Source organism: Curtobacterium sp. TC1, from assembly GCF_019844075.1.
Lineage (GTDB): Bacteria > Actinomycetota > Actinomycetes > Actinomycetales > Microbacteriaceae > Curtobacterium.
In genome coordinates, this window is the sequence record NZ_CP081964.1 from 3,591,221 (window position 1) to 3,608,120 (window position 16,900).

Annotated in this window: 17 protein-coding genes and 1 pseudogene; 8 read left to right on the forward strand and 10 right to left on the reverse strand. The window is 71.9% G+C overall.

Annotated elements, in window-relative coordinates; all coding sequences use genetic code 11:
* The first annotated feature begins 6 nt into the window (after positions 1–6).
* A complete protein-coding gene (locus tag KZI27_RS18200) occupies positions 7–414 on the forward strand; it encodes a YrdB family protein (RefSeq protein WP_222658708.1) in 408 nt (135 codons plus the stop codon).
* Complete coding sequence (nagA, locus tag KZI27_RS18205) at positions 411–1,577, forward strand: N-acetylglucosamine-6-phosphate deacetylase (RefSeq protein ID WP_222658709.1); 1,167 nt, start codon at positions 411–413, stop codon at positions 1,575–1,577. The genes KZI27_RS18200 and nagA overlap by 4 nt, the downstream gene beginning before the upstream one ends.
* 5 nt (positions 1,578–1,582) lie before the next feature.
* Here nagA and KZI27_RS18210 read toward each other — a convergent pair whose 3' ends face one another.
* On the reverse strand, positions 1,583–1,885 hold the full coding sequence (locus tag KZI27_RS18210) for a hypothetical protein (RefSeq protein ID WP_111085316.1): 303 nt from the start codon (positions 1,883–1,885) through the stop codon (positions 1,583–1,585).
* Between the two features lie 123 nt (positions 1,886–2,008).
* Here KZI27_RS18210 and KZI27_RS18215 point away from each other — a divergent pair, with 123 nt between their 5' ends.
* Positions 2,009–2,650 (forward strand): DUF3592 domain-containing protein, encoded by a 642-nt coding sequence (locus KZI27_RS18215; RefSeq protein WP_222658710.1) that lies wholly within the window; start codon positions 2,009–2,011, stop codon positions 2,648–2,650.
* A 33-nt stretch (positions 2,651–2,683) separates the two neighbouring features.
* Here the strand turns inward: KZI27_RS18215 and KZI27_RS18220 are convergent, their stop codons facing one another.
* Positions 2,684–5,140 (reverse strand): GH92 family glycosyl hydrolase, encoded by a 2,457-nt coding sequence (locus KZI27_RS18220; RefSeq protein WP_261783964.1) that lies wholly within the window; start codon positions 5,138–5,140, stop codon positions 2,684–2,686.
* A gap of 127 nt (positions 5,141–5,267) precedes the next feature.
* Between KZI27_RS18220 and KZI27_RS18225 the strand changes: the two genes are divergently transcribed.
* Complete coding sequence (locus KZI27_RS18225; protein WP_222658711.1) at positions 5,268–6,158, forward strand: alpha/beta hydrolase family protein; 891 nt, start codon at positions 5,268–5,270, stop codon at positions 6,156–6,158.
* A gap of 8 nt (positions 6,159–6,166) precedes the next feature.
* Here KZI27_RS18225 and KZI27_RS18230 read toward each other — a convergent pair whose 3' ends face one another.
* Positions 6,167–7,063 carry an SDR family NAD(P)-dependent oxidoreductase gene (locus KZI27_RS18230; RefSeq protein ID WP_222658712.1) on the reverse strand — a complete coding sequence of 299 codons (897 nt, stop codon included), beginning with the start codon at positions 7,061–7,063 and terminating at the stop codon, positions 6,167–6,169.
* A 77-nt stretch (positions 7,064–7,140) separates the two neighbouring features.
* Here KZI27_RS18230 and KZI27_RS18235 point away from each other — a divergent pair, with 77 nt between their 5' ends.
* The gene (locus tag KZI27_RS18235; protein WP_222658713.1) at positions 7,141–7,713 is read left to right on the forward strand and encodes a TetR/AcrR family transcriptional regulator; all 573 of its coding nucleotides are present in this window, start codon (positions 7,141–7,143) and stop codon (positions 7,711–7,713) included.
* A gap of 153 nt (positions 7,714–7,866) precedes the next feature.
* Positions 7,867–8,493 (forward strand): annotated as a pseudogene (locus tag KZI27_RS20385) (aminotransferase class I/II-fold pyridoxal phosphate-dependent enzyme); the annotation flags it as partial.
* A gap of 463 nt (positions 8,494–8,956) precedes the next feature.
* Here the strand turns inward: KZI27_RS20385 and nagB are convergent.
* On the reverse strand, positions 8,957–9,742 hold the full coding sequence (gene nagB / locus KZI27_RS18245; protein WP_222658714.1) for a glucosamine-6-phosphate deaminase: 786 nt from the start codon (positions 9,740–9,742) through the stop codon (positions 8,957–8,959).
* Between the two features lie 59 nt (positions 9,743–9,801).
* On the opposite strand from nagB, the gene KZI27_RS18250 reads away from it, so the two are divergent.
* Positions 9,802–10,281, forward strand: coding sequence for an NUDIX hydrolase (locus tag KZI27_RS18250; RefSeq protein WP_222658715.1), 480 nt, complete (start codon positions 9,802–9,804; stop codon positions 10,279–10,281).
* 98 nt (positions 10,282–10,379) lie between these two features.
* On the opposite strand, the gene KZI27_RS18255 is transcribed toward KZI27_RS18250, so the two are convergent.
* Genes KZI27_RS18255 through KZI27_RS18270 form a run of 4 tightly spaced genes read right to left on the reverse strand, consistent with a single transcriptional unit; the run spans position 10,380 to position 14,486 of the window.
* Positions 10,380–11,450 carry an ABC transporter ATP-binding protein gene (locus KZI27_RS18255; RefSeq protein ID WP_222658716.1) on the reverse strand — a complete coding sequence of 357 codons (1,071 nt, stop codon included), beginning with the start codon at positions 11,448–11,450 and terminating at the stop codon, positions 10,380–10,382.
* Entirely contained in the window at positions 11,447–12,361 is a 915-nt protein-coding gene (locus tag KZI27_RS18260; protein ID WP_222658717.1) for an ABC transporter permease, read from the reverse strand. The genes KZI27_RS18255 and KZI27_RS18260 overlap by 4 nt, the downstream gene beginning before the upstream one ends.
* Positions 12,358–13,338 (reverse strand): ABC transporter permease, encoded by a 981-nt coding sequence (locus tag KZI27_RS18265; protein WP_261783966.1) that lies wholly within the window; start codon positions 13,336–13,338, stop codon positions 12,358–12,360. Before KZI27_RS18265 ends, KZI27_RS18260 begins: the two co-directional genes overlap by 4 nt.
* 5 nt (positions 13,339–13,343) lie before the next feature.
* Positions 13,344–14,486 carry an ABC transporter substrate-binding protein gene (locus KZI27_RS18270; RefSeq protein WP_222658719.1) on the reverse strand — a complete coding sequence of 381 codons (1,143 nt, stop codon included), beginning with the start codon at positions 14,484–14,486 and terminating at the stop codon, positions 13,344–13,346.
* A gap of 216 nt (positions 14,487–14,702) precedes the next feature.
* Here KZI27_RS18270 and KZI27_RS18275 point away from each other — a divergent pair, with 216 nt between their 5' ends.
* Entirely contained in the window at positions 14,703–15,140 is a 438-nt protein-coding gene (locus tag KZI27_RS18275; RefSeq protein ID WP_222658720.1) for a YdeI/OmpD-associated family protein, read from the forward strand.
* Positions 15,141–15,288: 148 nt separating this feature from the next.
* Here the strand turns inward: KZI27_RS18275 and KZI27_RS18280 are convergent, their stop codons facing one another.
* Together KZI27_RS18280 and KZI27_RS18285 are read right to left on the reverse strand one after the other, a co-directional pair.
* Positions 15,289–16,152 (reverse strand): NAD(P)H-hydrate dehydratase, encoded by an 864-nt coding sequence (locus KZI27_RS18280; protein WP_222658721.1) that lies wholly within the window; start codon positions 16,150–16,152, stop codon positions 15,289–15,291.
* Positions 16,142–16,882, reverse strand: a complete 741-nt coding sequence (locus KZI27_RS18285; protein WP_222658722.1) for a histidine phosphatase family protein — start codon at positions 16,880–16,882, stop codon at positions 16,142–16,144. The genes KZI27_RS18280 and KZI27_RS18285 overlap by 11 nt, the downstream gene beginning before the upstream one ends.
* Positions 16,883–16,900 lie beyond the last annotated feature (18 nt).

Below are 16,900 nucleotides of genomic sequence, written 5' to 3' on the forward strand. Positions count from 1 at the left end.
AGCACCATGACGAACGCCCCGCAGTCCCCCGTCGATTGGGAAGCGGTCCCCGACCCCGCTCCGGCCCGCCAGCAGCGACGCACGTTCGACGCCTGGCGCGTGCTCCGCATCCTGGTCTGCGCGTTCGGCCTGCTCTCCCTGGCGTTCTGGGGGTACTGGTCGTGGCAGCTCCCCCTGCCCGGCTACCTGTTCGTGGTCGGCGCCCCGCTGTTCGCGGCCGTCGTCTGGTACTTCTTCCGCTCGCCGGCCTCGCCGATCGAGACCGACATCGTCGGCAAGACGATCGTCGAGGTCGCCCTGGTCATCGCCGCAGGCGCGACCTGGATCTCCATCGGCCTGCCCATCGTGGGCTTCGTCTTCATCGTGATCGCCGCCCTGAGCGGCGTGATCGCGTTCCGCAGGGAGACCGCGTGACCGCCACGGGCCTCCAGACCGGCCGGGAGGCCCAGCGCACCCTGGTGCGCGCATCCCGCGTCGTCGACGTGGCCGGCTCCACGGCGGACGGCTGGGTCCTGCTCACCGGTGACGTGGTGCACGCGGTCGGCTCCGGCCCCGAAGCCCCCACGGCGGACCAGGTCGTCGACCTGGGCGACGCGGTCCTGACGCCCGGGTTCATCGACCTGCACGGGCACGGCGGGGCCACCGAGTCGTACGAGGACGACTCCTTCGCCGGGTCGCTGGCCGTGCACCGTGCGCACGGCACGACCCGCTCGGTCCTGTCGCTCGTCGCCAACCCGGTCCCCGTGCTCGCGGACTCGCTCGCGCGGATCCGTTCCGTGATGGCCGCGGACCCGCTCGTGCTCGGTGCGCACCTGGAGGGGCCGTTCCTGTCCCCGCACAACAAGGGCGCCCACAACGAGTCGTTCCTCATCGACCCCTCACCGGCAGCGGTCGAGGCACTGCTCGAAGCCGGCGAGGGCGTCATCCGCCAGGTCACCATCGCCCCGGAACTCCGCGGCGCGCTCGACGCCGTCCGCCGGTTCGTCGCCGCCGGGGTCACCGTCGCCGTCGGGCACACCGTCGGCACCTACGACCAGGCCCGTGCCGCGTTCGACGCCGGTGCGACGCTGCTGACCCACGCGTACAACGCGATGCCGGGGCTGCACCACCGTGCACCGGGACCGATCGGTGCCGCCGTGTCCGACGACCGGGTCACGCTCGAGCTCATCCTCGACGCCGTGCACGTGCACCCCGTCGTCGCGGACACACTGCTCCGGGCTGCTCCGGGCCGGGTGGCGCTCATCACCGATGCCATGGGTGCTGCTGGAGCGGCCGACGGGTCCTACCGGCTGGGATCGCTCGACGTCACCGTGACGGACGGCATCGCGCACGTCGCCGGGACCGACACCATCGCGGGGTCGACGTTGACGCAGGACGTGGCGTTGCGGAACGCGGTCTCGCTCGCCGGACGGACGCTGCCCGAGGCCGTGGCGGCCCTGACGAGTGTGCCGGCTGCGGCGCTGGGGCTCGGCGACCGGCTGGGGCGGCTCGCGCCGGGGTACGCGGCCGACCTCGTGGCGCTGTCTCCGGCGCTCGAGGTGCAGCGGGTGTGGGCCGGCGGGCGCGAGCTGCGCTGACCCGGTCAGCGCCGGGCGAGCGCTCCCGCGACGAGCCGGAGCAGCAGGGCGACCGCGCCGACCACGGCGACGGCGCACCCGATGACGACGACGATCACGAGTCGGGCGAGGGCGTGCGCCTCGGTCTCGTCCTCGCGGACGCCGAGGTACGACGCGCCCACGAACACGAAGACCGCCGCGACGAGCAGCAGCACGCCGATCCAGGTCGTGGCGCGGAGCGCGGCCGGTGCTGGTACCCGGTTCCGCTCGTCCGGCGACGCTGGTCGGGCCTTGGCGCCCTCGGTCTCCCAGTCGGCGAGTTCGGTCATCGTGGTCCCCCTCTGTCGGGTCGATCGTAGGGCCTGCATGTCAGCTCCAGATCATCCGGCCATCGTGCTGGCCGTTCCGTCGACGCTCTCTGAGCGATCAGGGAGCACCGTACCCTGGTTCCCGTGGCAGGGGGAAGCACGAAGGCGAAGCCGGGACGACGCGGACGACGACCGCGGAAGCGCCGCCCTCGCGAGCCGCTGACCTGGGCCCGGTTCTGGCGAGGCCTCCGGACGTACGCACGCGACACCTGGTCGCGGTGGTTCACGATCATCGGCGGCCTCGCCATCCTGCTGACGGTGTTCCATCTGCCCGGCGACGTGTCCTCACTCCGGCAGAACGCCGACCTGCAGCAGCGCGGGCGAACGGCGCAGGCGGTCGTCGTCGAGGTCAGGCACGAGCACCACAGCGGGTACCGGGGTGGGTCCTGGGACGAGTACTGGCCGGTGACCGAGCAGACCGTCGACGGCGACGTGTTCACGGCTTCGCTGCGCCGGTACTCCACGCGCGATCCCGATCTCTACGAGCGTGGGCGCCGCATCGAGGTGCTCTACGATCCCGACCACCACTGGACGGTCGCGCTTGCAGGAGATGATGCTCGCGCCGCCCTGGAGCGACAGGTGCGGAGCGCGAGCACGGTCGGAGCGGTCGGCCTCACCCTCGTGGCCGTCGGCCTGCCGGTCGAACTGCGCCGCGCGCGACGGAAGCGTCGGCGCGCGGAGACCGCGCGGCCACTCGGCACCGCGCGGCGCAGACCCCGCCGCTGACCGCACCGCCGAAGGACGAGCCTCACCCCCGGGTCAGCGGTCGATCGGACGCCCTTGCTGCCCGGTCGCCCACGTCGTGTCCGCGGTGTCCCCGACCCGCAGCGACAGCGTCCCACCGCGCGTCACGAAGGACGCCGGCACCCACGACTTCTCGAGGGTTCGCCCGTTCAACCGCGCATCGTGCACGTACGGCTCGGTCCCCGAAGACCGGATCACGAGCCGCTCGCCACTGGAGCGCCGGATGTCGACCGTGCTGAACGTGGGGCTGCCGATGAGCATCTCCGCCCGCCCCGGCGTCTGCGGGAACAACCCGATCGACGCGAAGACGTACCAGGCGCTCATCGTGCCCAGGTCGTCGTTGCCCGGCAGCCCACTCGGCCCCGTCGAGTACGCGTCGTCGACGACCCGGCGCACGGTCTCCTGCGTCTTCCACGGCTTGCCGAGCGCGTTGTACATCCACGGCGTGTGGATGTCGGGCTCGTTGGTCGGGTCGAACTTCGTGGCGTCGCCGCCGGTCACCGCGAACGCACCAGTGCTGTCGTGGAAGAACGCGTCGAGTCGCGCGACCGCCGCGTCGTCGCCACCCAGCGCGGCCGACAGCCCCTGCACGTCCTGCGGCACGAGCCAGGTGTACTGCGCGCTCGTCCCCTGCGCGAACCCGGTGCCGGTCGAGGGCGACCAGTCGGGCGTCCACGATCCATCGGCCTGGCGAGCGGCCTGGTAGCCGACGGCGGAGTTGAAGGTGTTCTTCCAGTAGCCACCACGGGCGCTGAACATCCGGGCGTCGGAGCGCAGCCCCAGGGAACCCGCCCAGTACCCGAGCGCACTGTCGGAGATCGAGTCCTCGAGCGTCTCGGCAGCGCCGCCCCAGCACGAGCAGTCGTCGTTCGCGGCGTACTGGCGCTGCAGGTACTCGTCGAGCGCCGGACGTTGCGCCAGGCACTGGCCCGGGCACCCGATGTCGCTCTCGGCGTCGGCGTTCTCGACGGTCGCCTGGTGCTTCAGCGAGGCGTAGGCGGCTCGCACGTCGAAGTTCCGGACCCCCATCGCGTACCAGGTGGCGAGCGTCGCAGCCGAGGGGTCACCCGTCATCACGTGCGTCGGCGCTCCGAGGTGGAGCCACCGGTCCCACACCCCGCCGTTCTGCTGGGCGAACCGCAGCATCGACTGCGCCATGTCCCCGGCGACGTCCGGCCGCAGCAGTGCGAGCAGTTGGATCTGCGCCCGGTACTGGTCCCACCCGGAGTACGTGCCGTAGACAGCCCGGTGTCCCCGGTCCATCCGGTGCACCCGCTGGTCCGGCCCCAGGTAGCGGCCGTCGCGGTCGTTCAACGTGTTCGGCTGCATGAGTGCGTGGTAGACGGACGTGTACAGCTGGGTGGTGCGGTCCGCGGTGCCGCCTCCGACGCGTAGACGCGACAGTTCGCGGTTCCAGGAGGCCCGGGTGCCGGCCGCCACGCTGGCGACGGTCGAGCGCTGGGTCACCTCGCCGTCGCGGTTCGCGATCGCTCCTGCGGCACTCACGTACGATATGCCGATCTTCGCGTGCACCGTCGCACCGCGACGTGCGTCGAACCCGACCCACGCGCCGGAGCCGCGTCCGGCACGGTCGGCGCCGGTGAGGTAGCCCTCCCCACCGGAGGAGGACGTGCCTCCCGGTCGGACCGTGCCGTCCTGCCAGGTGCCGGTGCTCGTGAACGCCTTGTCGAAGGTGGCTGTGAAGAACAGCCGGTAGTAGCTGCGCCGGTCGGGGTTGGTGGCCCCGCCGCCGTTGGCGCGGCGGCTGCAGAAGCCGCCGGTCAGGACGCTGCCGCTCACCGTGCGGGTGCGGGCGTCGACGCGGGTGGTAGCGGCATCGCTGCCGTTGATCGAGTTCGAGGTGCGGAAGAGCAGGTTCGCGGCCTTCCCGGCGGGGAACGCGAACTCGCCGATCCCGGCACGGGTGGTGACGGCGAGGTCGGCGCGGACGCCGTTGTCGAGCGCGACGCCGTAGCGCCCGGGGCTCGCAGACTCGTCGTCGTGCGAGTAGCCGGCGGCGTAGACCGCGTCGGTGCTGTCGGCCGACGGCGACGTCGTGATCGGGGTCGTGACCGGCATGATCGGCACGTCACCCGCGGCCCCAGGTGCGCAGCCGGCGCCGTTCAGGTGCGTCAGGCTGAAGCCGCGCAGCCGGTTCACGTCGTACGAGTAGCCGTTCGCGACCGGGGTCGAGGTCTGGTCGCCTGCGGTGCCGGTGGGGCTCCACTGCATCATGCCGAACGGGGCAGTGGCTCCGGGCCAGGTGTTGCCGTCGCCGCTCGTGCCGATGAACGGGTCGACGTACCGAGCCGGGTCGGAGACGGTCCGCCCCGCATGCGTCGCCTGCCCTGACGGTGAGGCGACGGCCGGCGCGGCGACGACCCCCGTCCCGAGCAGCGCGGCGATCGTGGCCACCGCGGCGAGCGGGAGCGGGCGGACGAGCGGGCGACGGTGCACGCGGGAACGGTTCACGTCGGCGACGCTAGCCCCCTCGGACGGGGGACGCGCGGTCCGTCACCGAGCGCTCTCCTGCTGTTCACCACAGTCGACGTGTTCGGGACTCACCGGCAGGTCCCATCGCCGCTGGTAGCGTCCGGGCATGGTGTCGACGACCGACGAACCGGCCCGAGAACGTGTGCGAGAACTGCTCGGGCTGCCGTCCCCTGACGAACTCCGTCCGGTCGCAGTCCGTCTGGAACCGCTCGGTCGCGACGGGTTGGTCCAGTGGGCACGCATCGAGCTGGACACCGCCGACGGCGACACCATCCCGTGCTTTGTCCTGACACCGGACCACGGCACCGGAACAGACGTCATCGCCGTCCACCAGCACGCGGGCGACTTCGCGTCCGGGAAGAGCGAGGCCGCCGGACGAGTCGGGGACCCGAGCCTCGCTTACGGCGCGATGCTCGCTCGCGGCGGAGCACGCGTGGTCATCCCCGATCTGATCGGCTTCGAGGAACGCCGACGCGACTGGACGGACGACCCGGCGGCCGACGAACGTCTCGACGCGCTCTTCCGTGTGGCGAACGGCAGCAGCTTGCAGGCGAAGCACTCGCACGACATCGCCACGGTGACGTCCTGGATGATCGATACGAGCGCCGCAGACACCGAATTCGGCGTCATCGGGCACTCCCTCGGCGGTCAGGTGGCACTGTTCGCACTCGCCGTGGACGCCCGGTTCACGCGGGGCGTGGTGAGCTGCGGGCTCGGGACGCTGGCCTCGTTCGAGGCCGCTCGGATCCACCACAACCCAGCGTGGTTCGTCCCGGGGCTGACCGCCGCCGGCGACGTCCCCCTGGTCGCGTCTGCCGTCCGTCAACCGGTGCTCGTCACGGCGGGACGGGACGACGGACTGTTCCCCCTCGCCGGCGTGCAGCGCGCCCTCGACGCGTTCCGTCCAGGCGTCGCGAAGACCGAGTTGTTCGACGGCGGCCACGCGATGCCGCCGCGCATCGCGCAAGCGGCAGTCCGGCACCTCCTGTCCACGTGAACTGATGATCAGGCTCCGGCGCGCACCGCGACCTGGTCGACGAACGCCCGGACCCGCGCGCGGAACGCCGGGTCCGCCGCCGGGCCCTTCACCGGCACGACGTGCAGTCGCCGGTCACCCCGACGGAGGGCCGGTCCGACGAACACCCCCTCGGTGACGTCCGGGGCGGTGGCTGCCCAGAGGGTCGAGCGAGCGCCGTCCGCCGCGGTCCGGGCCATGCTGCGGGCGACCATACCGCCGAGGCGCTGCGTCAGGGTCTCCGCCTGGTCGTTCATCCCCGTCGCCGCGATGCCGGGGTGCGCGATCACCGACCGGATGTCCGAACCGGCAGCACGGAGTCGTTCGCCGAGGTCGACGCTCAGCGCTGCGGCCGCGGTCTTCGAGTCGGTGTACACACCGAACTGCGAGTAGTCGTCCGGACCGTCCACCCCGCCGGGCCCGGGTACGCGGCGGGTGCGCTGCGACAGGTTCGAGCCGACGAGCACGATACGGGGCGACGGCCCGCCGAGCAGCGGGAGCATCGCCTCGGCGAGCACGGCCGGTCCGACGACGTTCGTCGCCCAGGTGCGCTCGATGCCCTCGTCGGTGCGCCCGAACGTGCCGAGGGTCGCACCGGCGTTGTTGACGAGGGCATCCACGACGATGCCGTCCGCGCCGAGCTGCCGGGCGAACGCCGTGACGGACGCGACGGAGGACGTGTCGACGAGCCGCGCCTCCAGGTCGAGACCTGCGGGGAGGACGCGAGCCGCCTTGTCGAGGTCGCGCACCCCGGCGACGACGCGGGCGCCGGCCGAGGCGAGGGTCGTGGCGACGACGAGGCCGAGCCCACCGGTCGCGCCCGTGACCACCACGGTCCTGCCGTGCTGGTCGGGCATCGCTGCCGGTTCCCACTCGAAGCGGTCCATCGTCGTCTCCTGCTCGCTCGCCGTACCGAATCGGATGATTCATCCGGAACGGTAGCACAACCGGATAGAGTGTCCACATGACGATCGCGATGGCCCGGCCCGAGGCGCTGCGCTCCGATGCCCAGCGCAACCGGACGGCGCTGCTCGACGTCGCCCGCACCTTCGTCGACCGGGGAGAACCCGCCCTGCTCAACGCCGTCGCGCACGAGGCCGGAGTCGGGGTCGGGACGGCCTACCGGCACTTCCCGAGCCAGCAGCACCTGCTCGAAGCGCTCGCGATCGACGCGCTCGAGGACATGCTCGACCAGGTCCGCGACGCCGTCGTGCTGCCGGACGCGGCCGATGCGCTCCGCGGGGTCGTCACCGCCGCGTTCCGGAGCATGGTGGACGACGCAGCGCTCGGCGACCTGCTGACGAACGGCGGGTTCTCCTGCGCGGACACCGCTGCCCTCGCCGGCGACCTGGTGGTGTCCGTCGACGCGCTGCTCGTCCGGGGACGCACCGAGGGGATCGTCCGGACCGACGTCGACGCCGACGACCTCCGCCGACTGCTGTGCGGGCTGCGCGAAGCGGCGGTCGCGGGCGGCACCCGGGTCAGCGATCCGGAGCGCTACGTCGAGATCCTGCTCGCCGGGCTCCGTCCAGCCTGAGGACCGGAACCGCCACGAACCGGCGGGCACTGTCAGGATGGGCGCATGAGCGTCATGGTCTCCGTGTTCGATGCGCACCGCAGCCGTACGAGCGAGAAGTACACGGCGTACCCGCCGGACGTCCTGCCGATGTTCGTCGCCGAGATGGACTCGATGCTCGCGGAGCCTGTGCGTGAGGCCCTCGTCGCCGCGGTCACCAACGGCGACACCGGGTACGTCGGCCACGGTCGGGCGCTGCCCGAGGCGTTCGCGGACTTCGCCGAGAGCCGGTGGGCCTGGCGGGTCGACCCCGACCTCGTCCGCACCACCACCGACGTGTCGGTCGCCGCGGTGGAGATGCTGCGGCGGATCATCGAGCCCGGCGACCAGGTCGTCATCATGCCGCCCGTGTACCCGCCGTTCTGGGAGTACGTGTCCGAGGCCGGCGGCACCGTGACCGAGGTCCCGCTGCTCGCACCCGACGGCCCCGCCGACCCGTTCGACACCACCGCCGGCTGGCGGATGGACCTGGACGGCCTCACGCAGGCGTTCGCCGACGGGGCCCGCACGGTGCTGCTCTGCAACCCGCACAACCCCCTCGGGCTGGTACACGACCGCGCGTCGCTCGTCGCACTCGCGAAGCTGGCCGCCGAGTGGGACGCCGTCGTCGTCTCGGACGAGATCCACGCGCCGCTCGTGCACGCCGACGCGGTCTTCACGCCGTTCCTGGAGTCCTGTCCGGAGGCAGCCGCGTTCGGCGTCTCGTTGACGAGTGCGAGCAAGGCCTGGAACCTCGCGGGGACGAAGTGCGCGCTCATCGTCGGCGCCTCGGAGCGGGCCCGTGCGTGGTTCGACGCCCTGCCGACCGAGGTCGTCGAGCGCACCGGCATCCTCGGCTACACCGCGAGCGTCGCCGCGTTCAGCGAGGGAGAGCCGTGGCTCGCGTCACTGCTCACCGAGCTCGCCGCCAATCGCCGCACCGCTGGCCGAGCGGATCGGCGACGTCCTGCCCGGTGCCGAGTACCGGCAACCGCAGGCGTCCTACCTGGCGTGGCTGGACCTGCGCGCCCTGCCGTGGGGCGACGACCCCGCGGCGCTGCTGCTCGACGAGGCGAAGGTGGCACTGGCCTCGGGCCCGGCGTTCGGACGCCAGGGTCGGGGGTTCGCGCGGCTGAACTTCGGGTGCTCGGCCGAGACCCTGGACGACGGTCTCAGCCGCCTGCACACCGCGTTCCGGCAGCGCGCAGACGGCTGATCGTCGGTCCTACTCGAACACCTGCCAGGCCGGCTTGTTCGCGTACGTGTAGCGGTAGTAGTCGGCGAGCTGCAGGCCGGCCGCGGCTTCCTCGTCGACGACGACCGTCGCGTGCTCGTGCAGCTGCAGGGCCGACCCGGGGACGAACGAGCTGAGCGGCCCCTCGACCGCGGCGGCGACCGCGTCGGCCTTGGCGGAGCCCTGCGCGACGAGGACGAGCTGCTGGGCCTCGAGGATGGTGCCGAGGCCCTGCGTCATGCAGTGCGTCGGGACCTGCTCGGGAGAGTCGAAGAACCGCGCGTTGGCGTCACGGGTGGAGGGCGCCAGGGTCTTGATCCGGGTGCGCGAGGCGAAGGACGACGTCGGCTCGTTGAACCCGATGTGCCCGTTCGCGCCGATGCCGAGGATCTGCACGTCGATCCCGCCGGCGGCACGGATCGCGGCGTCGTACTCCTTCGCGGCGAACTCCAGGTCGTCGGCACGACCGTCGGGCACCCGCACCCGCGAGGGGTCGAACCCGAGCGGCGCCACGACGTCGCGCGCGATGACGCTGGCGTACGACTCCGGGTGCTCGAGCGGGATGCCGACGTACTCGTCGAGGGCGAACCCGCGAGCCTCGGCGAACGAGATCTCGCCGGCACCGACCCGACGCTGCAGGTCGGTGTAGATGCCCTGCGGGCTGGATCCGGTGGCGAGACCGATGACGGCGGACGGCTTCTTGGCGACGACGGACGCGATCTTGGCCGCGGCGACGCGACCGACCTCAGCCGGCGTGGGCAGGATGATGATCTCCACGCCCCCATGCTACTGGTCATGACCAGTCTCCGACAGGGCGGGATCGGTAGCGTGGGCCCATGCCCACCCCCGACTTCGTCCTGTCCCTCCGCTCGAAGATCGGTACCGATCCGCTGTGGCTGACGGGCGTCACCGCCGTGGTCACGCGGGGTTCCGGTGCCGACCAGGAGCTGCTCGTGGTCCGCCGAGCCGACAACGGCTCCTTCACCCCGGTCACCGGCATCATCGACCCGGGTGAGGAACCCGCCGTCGCCGCCGAGCGCGAGGTCCTGGAAGAGGCCGACGTCGTCGCCGTCGCGGAACGGCTGGCGTGGGTGCAGGTGCTGCCGGAGCTGACGTACGCGAACGGCGACCGGGCGCAGTACCTCGACCTGGTGTTCGCCTGTCGCTACGTGTCCGGCACCCCGAACCCCGCCGACGGCGAGAACACCGAGGCGTTCTGGGCACGACTCGACGACCTGCCCGAGATGCACCCGAACATGCGTGCCCGCATCACGGCAGCGTTGGCCGACGAGCGCGAGGCGCGCTTCCAGCGCTGACCCACCCAGCCCGAGACTCGCGGTGAGCGACAGTTCTCGCCGGGTTCGTCGCGAATACTGTCGCCCCAGCCGAGTCTCGGGGCGCACGGAGCCGCGACCTACGCGAGCGGGGCGACCGCCACGGGTGCGCCGAGCAGCCGGACGGCGACTGGCTCGCCCGCGGCACGACGGTCGCCGACCTCGTGCTGCACGGTCACGACGGTGTCGTCGTCGAGGCGGACGGTGGTGCGGCGGATCGACCCGAGGAAGCTCGACGACACGACGGTGCCGGTGATGCCCTCCGGGGCGAAGGCGACGTCCTCCGGTCGGACGTAGGCGAGCACGGGCCCGTCCGGGACCGAGGCGTCGAGCGCGGGCACGCGGAACCCGTACACGAACACGTCGCCGCCACGCAGGTCGCCCTGCAGGCGGTTGGACTGCCCGACGAAGTCGGCCGTGAACGCCGACGACGGGGAACGGTAGAGCTCCTCCGGCGTGCCGATCTGCTCGATGTCGCCGGCGTTCATCACGGCGATGCGGTCGGAGACGGCGAGCGCCTCTTCCTGGTCGTGGGTGACGAACACGGTGGTGATGCCGAGGTCGCTCTGGATCCGGCGGATCTCGTCGCGCAGCGAGACCCGGACCTTGGCGTCGAGGGCGGACAGCGGCTCGTCGAGCAGGAGGACGCGGGGCCGCGTGACCAGGGCGCGGGCGAGGGCGACGCGCTGCTGCTGGCCGCCGGACAGCTGGTGCGGGTAGCGCTCGGCGAACTCGCCCAGGTGCACCATGTCGAGTGCCTCGACCACGCGGCTCCGGCGCTCGGCGGCCGGGACACGGCGCATCTCGAGGCCGAACGCGACGTTCTGCCGCACCGTCATGTGCGGGAACAACGAGTACTGCTGGAACACCATCCCGATGTCGCGCTTGTTCACCGGGGTGGCGGCGACGTCCTGACCGTCGATGCGGATGGCGCCGGCGTCGATGGCCTCGAGGCCTGCGAGTGCTCGGAGCGCCGTCGTCTTGCCGCAGCCCGACGGGCCGAGCAGGGACACGAACTCGCCCGGTTCGACGCGGAGCGACAGTCCGGCCAGGGCCCGGTGTGTGCCGTAGTGCTTCTCGACGGCCTCGAGCTCGACGACGGCGCCGGTGGTGGCGAGGGACGCCGGGGCTGCCGGTGCGGTGACGGTCATGCGGGCTCCTTGACGGGGGTGCTGCGGACGGCGCGGACACGGCCGGCACGACGGCCCGTCCCGATGCGGCCGATGACGACGAGCAGGACGAACCCGAACACGAGGGCGGCGACCGAGAAGATCGCGGCGACGTACGGGTCGGTCTGCTGCACGAGGACGAGCGCGGTCTGGAAGGTGGTGCGGGACAGGAACGCCGCGAGCGTGTACTCGCCGAGGACCACCGTGATGGTGAGGAAGCACGCGGCGGTGATGCCCCGGCGGAGGTTCGGCAGGAGCACCCGCCAGGTGACCGTCCACCACGAGGCCCCGAGCGACCGGGCAGCCTCGGAGAGCACCGTCATGTCCGTCGCGGTGATGGCGGCGGCGATCGGGCGGAACGCGAACGGCAGTGTGACGATGCCGATCGCGAAGGCCAGCGTCCACGCCCCGGACCCGAAGACCCGCGAGACCACCTGGTAGACGGGGATGAAGCCGACGACGAGCACCACGACGGGGACGGTGATCGGCACGATGCAGACGAACTCGAGCACGCGGCGGAGCCTCGGGTAGCGCAGCGCCGTGGTGATCTGGGCGGGCAGCAGGACGAACAGCACGATGCCGACGGTGATCACCGCGATCAGCAGCGACGCCCGGAGCCCGTCGAACACCGGCTGGTAGGTGAACGCGTTGACGGGATCGGTGACGGCTGTCCAGTGCGCGAGCGTCAGGCCGCCGTCGGTCCCCTGCCGGAAGGTGAACTGCACCAGGGCGACCAGCGGGACGGCGAACGCGAGCCCGACCACCGTGAGCACGGCCGTGGCGGTGACCCGCGACGGGGCCGTACCGAAGCGGCCGACGCGGGCCGCGCCTCCCGTCCGACCGGACGCGACCGACGTCGGACGCGACGGCCCCATCGGCGCTGCCGCGCTCATCGCTGCCACCTGGCGGCCCGACGCTGCAGCAGTGCGTACGCACCCATCACGACCGCCATCACGACGACCATCCCGAACGCGAGCACCCCGGCGACGTTCTGCAGGCCGATGAGCGTCTCGCTGGTGAGCTGCGTGCGGATCGTGAGCGGCACGATGCCGCCCTGCGAGATGAGTGCCGCGGCGGTCGCGAACGACGAGAACCCGTTCGCGAAGAGCAGGAGCAACGAACCCCAGAAGGCCGGCGCGAGCACGGGCAGGGCGATCCGGCGCCAGTACGTGGCGCGGGAGGCGCCGAGGGTGGCGGCGGCCTCGCCCCACTGGGCCTTGACGCCCTCGAGCGCGGGCATGAACGTGAGGACCATCAGCGGCACCTGGAAGTAGACGTAGGGGATGACGAGCCCGGGCACCGTGTACAGGAAGGCGCCGTCCGCGTTGAGGTCGACGTGGAAGGCGGCGACGAGCCACGTGGTGACGAGCCCCTGCGCGCCGATCGTGGCGATGAACGCGAACGCGAGCATGACGCCGCCGAACTGGGCGAGGACGCTCGCGGCCGAGTCGATCATCGACCGGACGAGCCCGTCGGGCCGCAGTGCCGACAGCGCCCAGCAGACGAGCGCTCCGATGACGGCGCCGATCACGGCGGACACCGCAGAGAGGCCGAACGAGCCGCCGAAGGCCCGCAGGACCGACGGATCGGCGAACGCGGCGAGGTTCGTGAGGGTGAACGCGCCGTCGTCGGTGAAGAACCCGCTGCCGACCGCGATGACCGCGGGGACGGCGAGGAAGAGCAGGACGTACGCGGCGAACGGGGTGAGGCCGAGCCAGGCCAGGCCGACGCGGCGCCGGACACGGGGTCCGGTGCCACGTCGGACGGCATCGGCGGACGCTCGTGCGGACGTCGGGAGCACGGGGCTCGTCACGCTCGTCGCCGGTGCGCTCGCCGCTGGCGCGGGCGCGCCCGCCGATGCGGTGGTCATGCTGGTCAGGAACCCATCGTGGCGGACCACTTGGCCGACAGCACCTTCGCGGCGTCGGCGACCTGCGCGTCGGTCAGCTCGACGTAGTCCTTCGGCGCGCCACCGGCGGCATCGAGGGCGTCCTGGTCGACCTTGCCCGACTTCTCCATCGCGGAGAGCGTCGCGGGGAAGGCACCGGCCTGCAGGTACAGGTTCTGGGCCTCCGGGCTGGCGATGTACTCCTGCCACAGGCGGGCGGCCGCAGGGTGCGGGGCGTCCTTGGTGATGGCCTGCGAGTAGTACGAGCCGAGCGCTTGACCCTCGGGCACGACGGTCTTCCAGTTCTTGTTGCCGCTCGCACCCGCTGCGGGGCCCCACGCGAGGTTGTTGTACGACCACTGGATGACGACCGGGGTCTCACCCGACGCCACCGTGGCCTGCGTGGGCAACACGTTCTGGAAGTTGCCGGCCTTCTTGAGGTCACCGAAGTAGTCGACGCCCTTCGTGATGTCGTCGGCCGAGCCGCCGTTCTCGAGGGCCGCCAGGTAGACCGCGGACGCAGCCTGGTTCGCCTGGGTCGGGTCGCCGGCGATCGAGACCTTGCCCTTGTACTCGGAGCCGAGCAGGTCCGTCAGGTCCTTCGGGGCATCGGAGATCTTCGACGAGTCGTACCCGATCGACATCAGGCCGGTGTAATCGCGGGTCCAGGCACCGTCCTCGTCCTTCAGGTCGGCGGGGATGTCGCCCCAGTTCGCGACCTTGTAGTCGGTGAGCAGGCCGAGGTTCTCCTGCAGCACGGCGTTGCCGAGGTCGAGCACGTCGGGCGCGGTGGACTGGCCCTTCTGTGACTTCACGGCGGCGACCTCGTCGGCGCTCGAGCCGTTCGGGTTCGCGGAGTTGACCGTGATGTCGTACTTCTTCGTGAAGCCGTCGATGATCTTGCCGTAGTTGGCCCACGACGGCGGCAGCGCGATGACGTTGAGCTGCCCCTCGGCCTTCGCGGCCTTCACGAGGGCGTCCATGCCACCGGATGCCTCGGCGCTCGTGGCGGTCTTCCAGTTCGTGTCGTCCTTCGTCGTGCTGGCCGAGCTCGTGGCCGAGCATCCGGCGAGGGTGACGATCGCTGCGGCGGCCAGGGCGATGCCGGCGAGGGTGCGCTTGTGCTGCACGGGAGGTGCCTTTCGGGTGGGTGCTGCGGGTGCTGCGGGTGGGTGCTGCGGGTGCTTCAGGTGGGGCCGCTGTTCTCGGCCCGGGACGATCGTGGAGGCGGCCGGTTTCCGGCCCGTGCTGCGCCGGTGAACGGCTGCGGAACAGCGGGTGCGGCTGTACGATCTCGCCTGGCGGCACGCTCGGTGCGTGCTCCGGTTCACGGCCTGGAGGCAGGGATGCAGTTCACGACGACGGTCCTGCTGGCGAGGAAGACGGCCACCGGGCTCCCGGTCCCGTCGTCCGTGATCGATGCGCTCGGCTCGGGGAAGCGCCCGCCCGTGGTCGTCACGATCAACGGCGGCTACACCTACCGGTCCACCGTCGGGGTCATGGACGAGCAGTTCCTGGTGCCGCTGTCGGCCGAGCACCGCGAGGCAGCCGGGATCGCTGCCGGGGACACCGTCGAGGTCACGCTCGTCGTCGACACGCAGCCCCGGGTCATCGACCTGCCCGACGACCTGGCGGCGGCGCTGCAGGACGCCGGGGTGCGTGCAGCGTTCGACACCCTGTCGAACTCGCGGCAGCGGGCGCTCGCCGACCCGGTGTCGCAGGCGAAGGCGCCGGAGACCCGAGCCCGGCGCATCGCGAAGGCCGTGGAGGCGCTGCAGGGCTGAGCGGGGGCGCGGCGGCGGGGCGGGGCTGGCGGGACGGGCGGGACGGGCGGCGTACCTGGTCGATTCGGGCGTACCTGGTCGGAAGTTCCTGGCAGGTACGCCCGAAAGCGTGAGGTAACGCGAGCGTTCTGGGAAAGAAGGGGCGCGGTCAGGCGCCGAGCTCGACGAGCACCCGTGGGATCTCGGTCACGAGTTCGCTCGCCAAGTAGCCGAGCGGCCCGACCTGCACCGCGAGACGGTCCCCCGCGGCAGCGTGCACGTACGACGCCCACGCAACCGCCTGCGCCGGTTCCGCGCCACGAGCTAGCAGGCCCGTGACGGCACCCGACAGGACGTCGCCGCTCCCGCTGGTCCCGAGTCCTCCGGAGCCGGTGCCCTTGATCCAGGATCGCCCCTTCGGTGTCGCGATGGCGTCCCCCAGGGCAACGACCGCACCGAACCGCTGGGCGATCGCCATCGCGTCGGCCACGTCGTCATCGCTGCCCTCCCGACCGAGGAGCCGTTCGGCTTCGCCCGAGTTGGGCGTCATCACCAGCCGGCCCCGGAGCGGTTCCAGCTGCTCTCGGACGTCGGCCGCCACCCCGAGGGCGAACGCATCGAGCACGATCGTGGTCTGCGGTCCGACGACGCCGGCGAGACCGGCCACGAGGTCACGGGTACCGTCGGGGTCGTCGAGTCCCGGGCCGACCAACACCGTGTCCGCGCTCGCGGCCGAGTCCGCGATCCCCTCGATCGCGCCGACGGCGACGTGACCGTCCGCGTCCTCGTCGAGCGGCTCGACACCGGACTCGGGCACGGCGACGGCGACCTCGTTCGCGATGCTCCGTCCCACTGCGAGGGTGAGCCGCCCTGCTCCCACCCGCAGTGCGGCGAGCGCCGAGAGCATCGCGGCTCCCGGTGTCCGCGCGGCGCCGCCGACGACGAGTACCTGCCCACGCCCGTACTTGCCGGCACCGGCATCGGGGAGTGGCCAGTCACGCAGGAAGTTCGGGGTGATGGGTTCAGCGGGCATGCTCGTCGTCCTTCCGTCCGGTGTGCGCGGTGACTTCGTCGTCGTCGAGGTGGCCGACGGAGGAGAACTCCTCGAGCACCCACGGTGCACCCGCACGGTCGCGGCGGAGCCGGGTGAGGGAGGCATTTGCGACCGCGTGCGTCCGGGCGAACTCCATGAGCGTCGGCTCGTCGAGGTCCAGGCACACCGCCACGACCAGCATCACGACGGCGTCGTGGGCCGCGACGACGAGCCGTTCGGTGCCCTCGATCCGTTCGACGTCGCTCAGTGCCGACCGGAGCCGGAGCATCACGTCGGCCCAGGACTCGCCGCCCGCAGGCCGGTGGTAGTACTTGCCGAGCCACTGCCGGCGACGATCCTCGTCGGGGTGTCGGTTCCGGACACCCTGCAGGGTCAGCAGGTCGAGGACTCCGAGTTCGCGGTCGCGGAGCCGCTCGTCCACCCGCTTCTCCGGCTCGGCCAGCCCGCCGGCCCCGAGCGCGATCTCGATGGTCTGCTGCGCGCGCAGGTACGGCGAGACCCACAGCGCCACGGGCACGTCGTCGATGCCGCGGTCGGCGAGTTCCTGTCCGAGCGACCGCGACTGGGCCTCACCGAGCGGGCTGAGCGGGACGTCGGCGTCGCGGTACTCGACGTCGATGACGTCGTCGCCCGCGGCCTCGGCCCGGGCGGCGGCGACGTTCGCGAGCGATTCACCGTGGCGGACGAGCCAGATCTCCTGCACTGCCATGCCGCCACGCTAACCAGC

Excerpts from the sequence above, each read along its gene's own strand:
- KZI27_RS18200 (WP_222658708.1), top strand. The coding sequence starts at position 7 with ATGACGAACGCCCCGCAGTCCCCCGTCGATTGGGAAGCGGTCCCCGAC.
- KZI27_RS18210 (WP_111085316.1), bottom strand. The coding sequence starts at position 1,885 with ATGACCGAACTCGCCGACTGGGAGACCGAGGGCGCCAAGGCCCGACCA.
- KZI27_RS18225 (WP_222658711.1), top strand. The coding sequence starts at position 5,268 with ATGGTGTCGACGACCGACGAACCGGCCCGAGAACGTGTGCGAGAACTG.
- KZI27_RS18230 (WP_222658712.1), bottom strand. The coding sequence starts at position 7,063 with ATGGACCGCTTCGAGTGGGAACCGGCAGCGATGCCCGACCAGCACGGC.
- KZI27_RS18235 (WP_222658713.1), top strand. The coding sequence starts at position 7,141 with ATGACGATCGCGATGGCCCGGCCCGAGGCGCTGCGCTCCGATGCCCAG.
- KZI27_RS18250 (WP_222658715.1), top strand. The coding sequence starts at position 9,802 with ATGCCCACCCCCGACTTCGTCCTGTCCCTCCGCTCGAAGATCGGTACC.
- KZI27_RS18255 (WP_222658716.1), bottom strand. The coding sequence starts at position 11,450 with ATGACCGTCACCGCACCGGCAGCCCCGGCGTCCCTCGCCACCACCGGC.
- KZI27_RS18260 (WP_222658717.1), bottom strand. The coding sequence starts at position 12,361 with ATGAGCGCGGCAGCGCCGATGGGGCCGTCGCGTCCGACGTCGGTCGCG.
- KZI27_RS18265 (WP_261783966.1), bottom strand. The coding sequence starts at position 13,338 with ATGACCACCGCATCGGCGGGCGCGCCCGCGCCAGCGGCGAGCGCACCG.
- KZI27_RS18275 (WP_222658720.1), top strand. The coding sequence starts at position 14,703 with ATGCAGTTCACGACGACGGTCCTGCTGGCGAGGAAGACGGCCACCGGG.
- KZI27_RS18280 (WP_222658721.1), bottom strand. The coding sequence starts at position 16,152 with ATGCCCGCTGAACCCATCACCCCGAACTTCCTGCGTGACTGGCCACTC.
- KZI27_RS18285 (WP_222658722.1), bottom strand. The coding sequence starts at position 16,882 with ATGGCAGTGCAGGAGATCTGGCTCGTCCGCCACGGTGAATCGCTCGCG.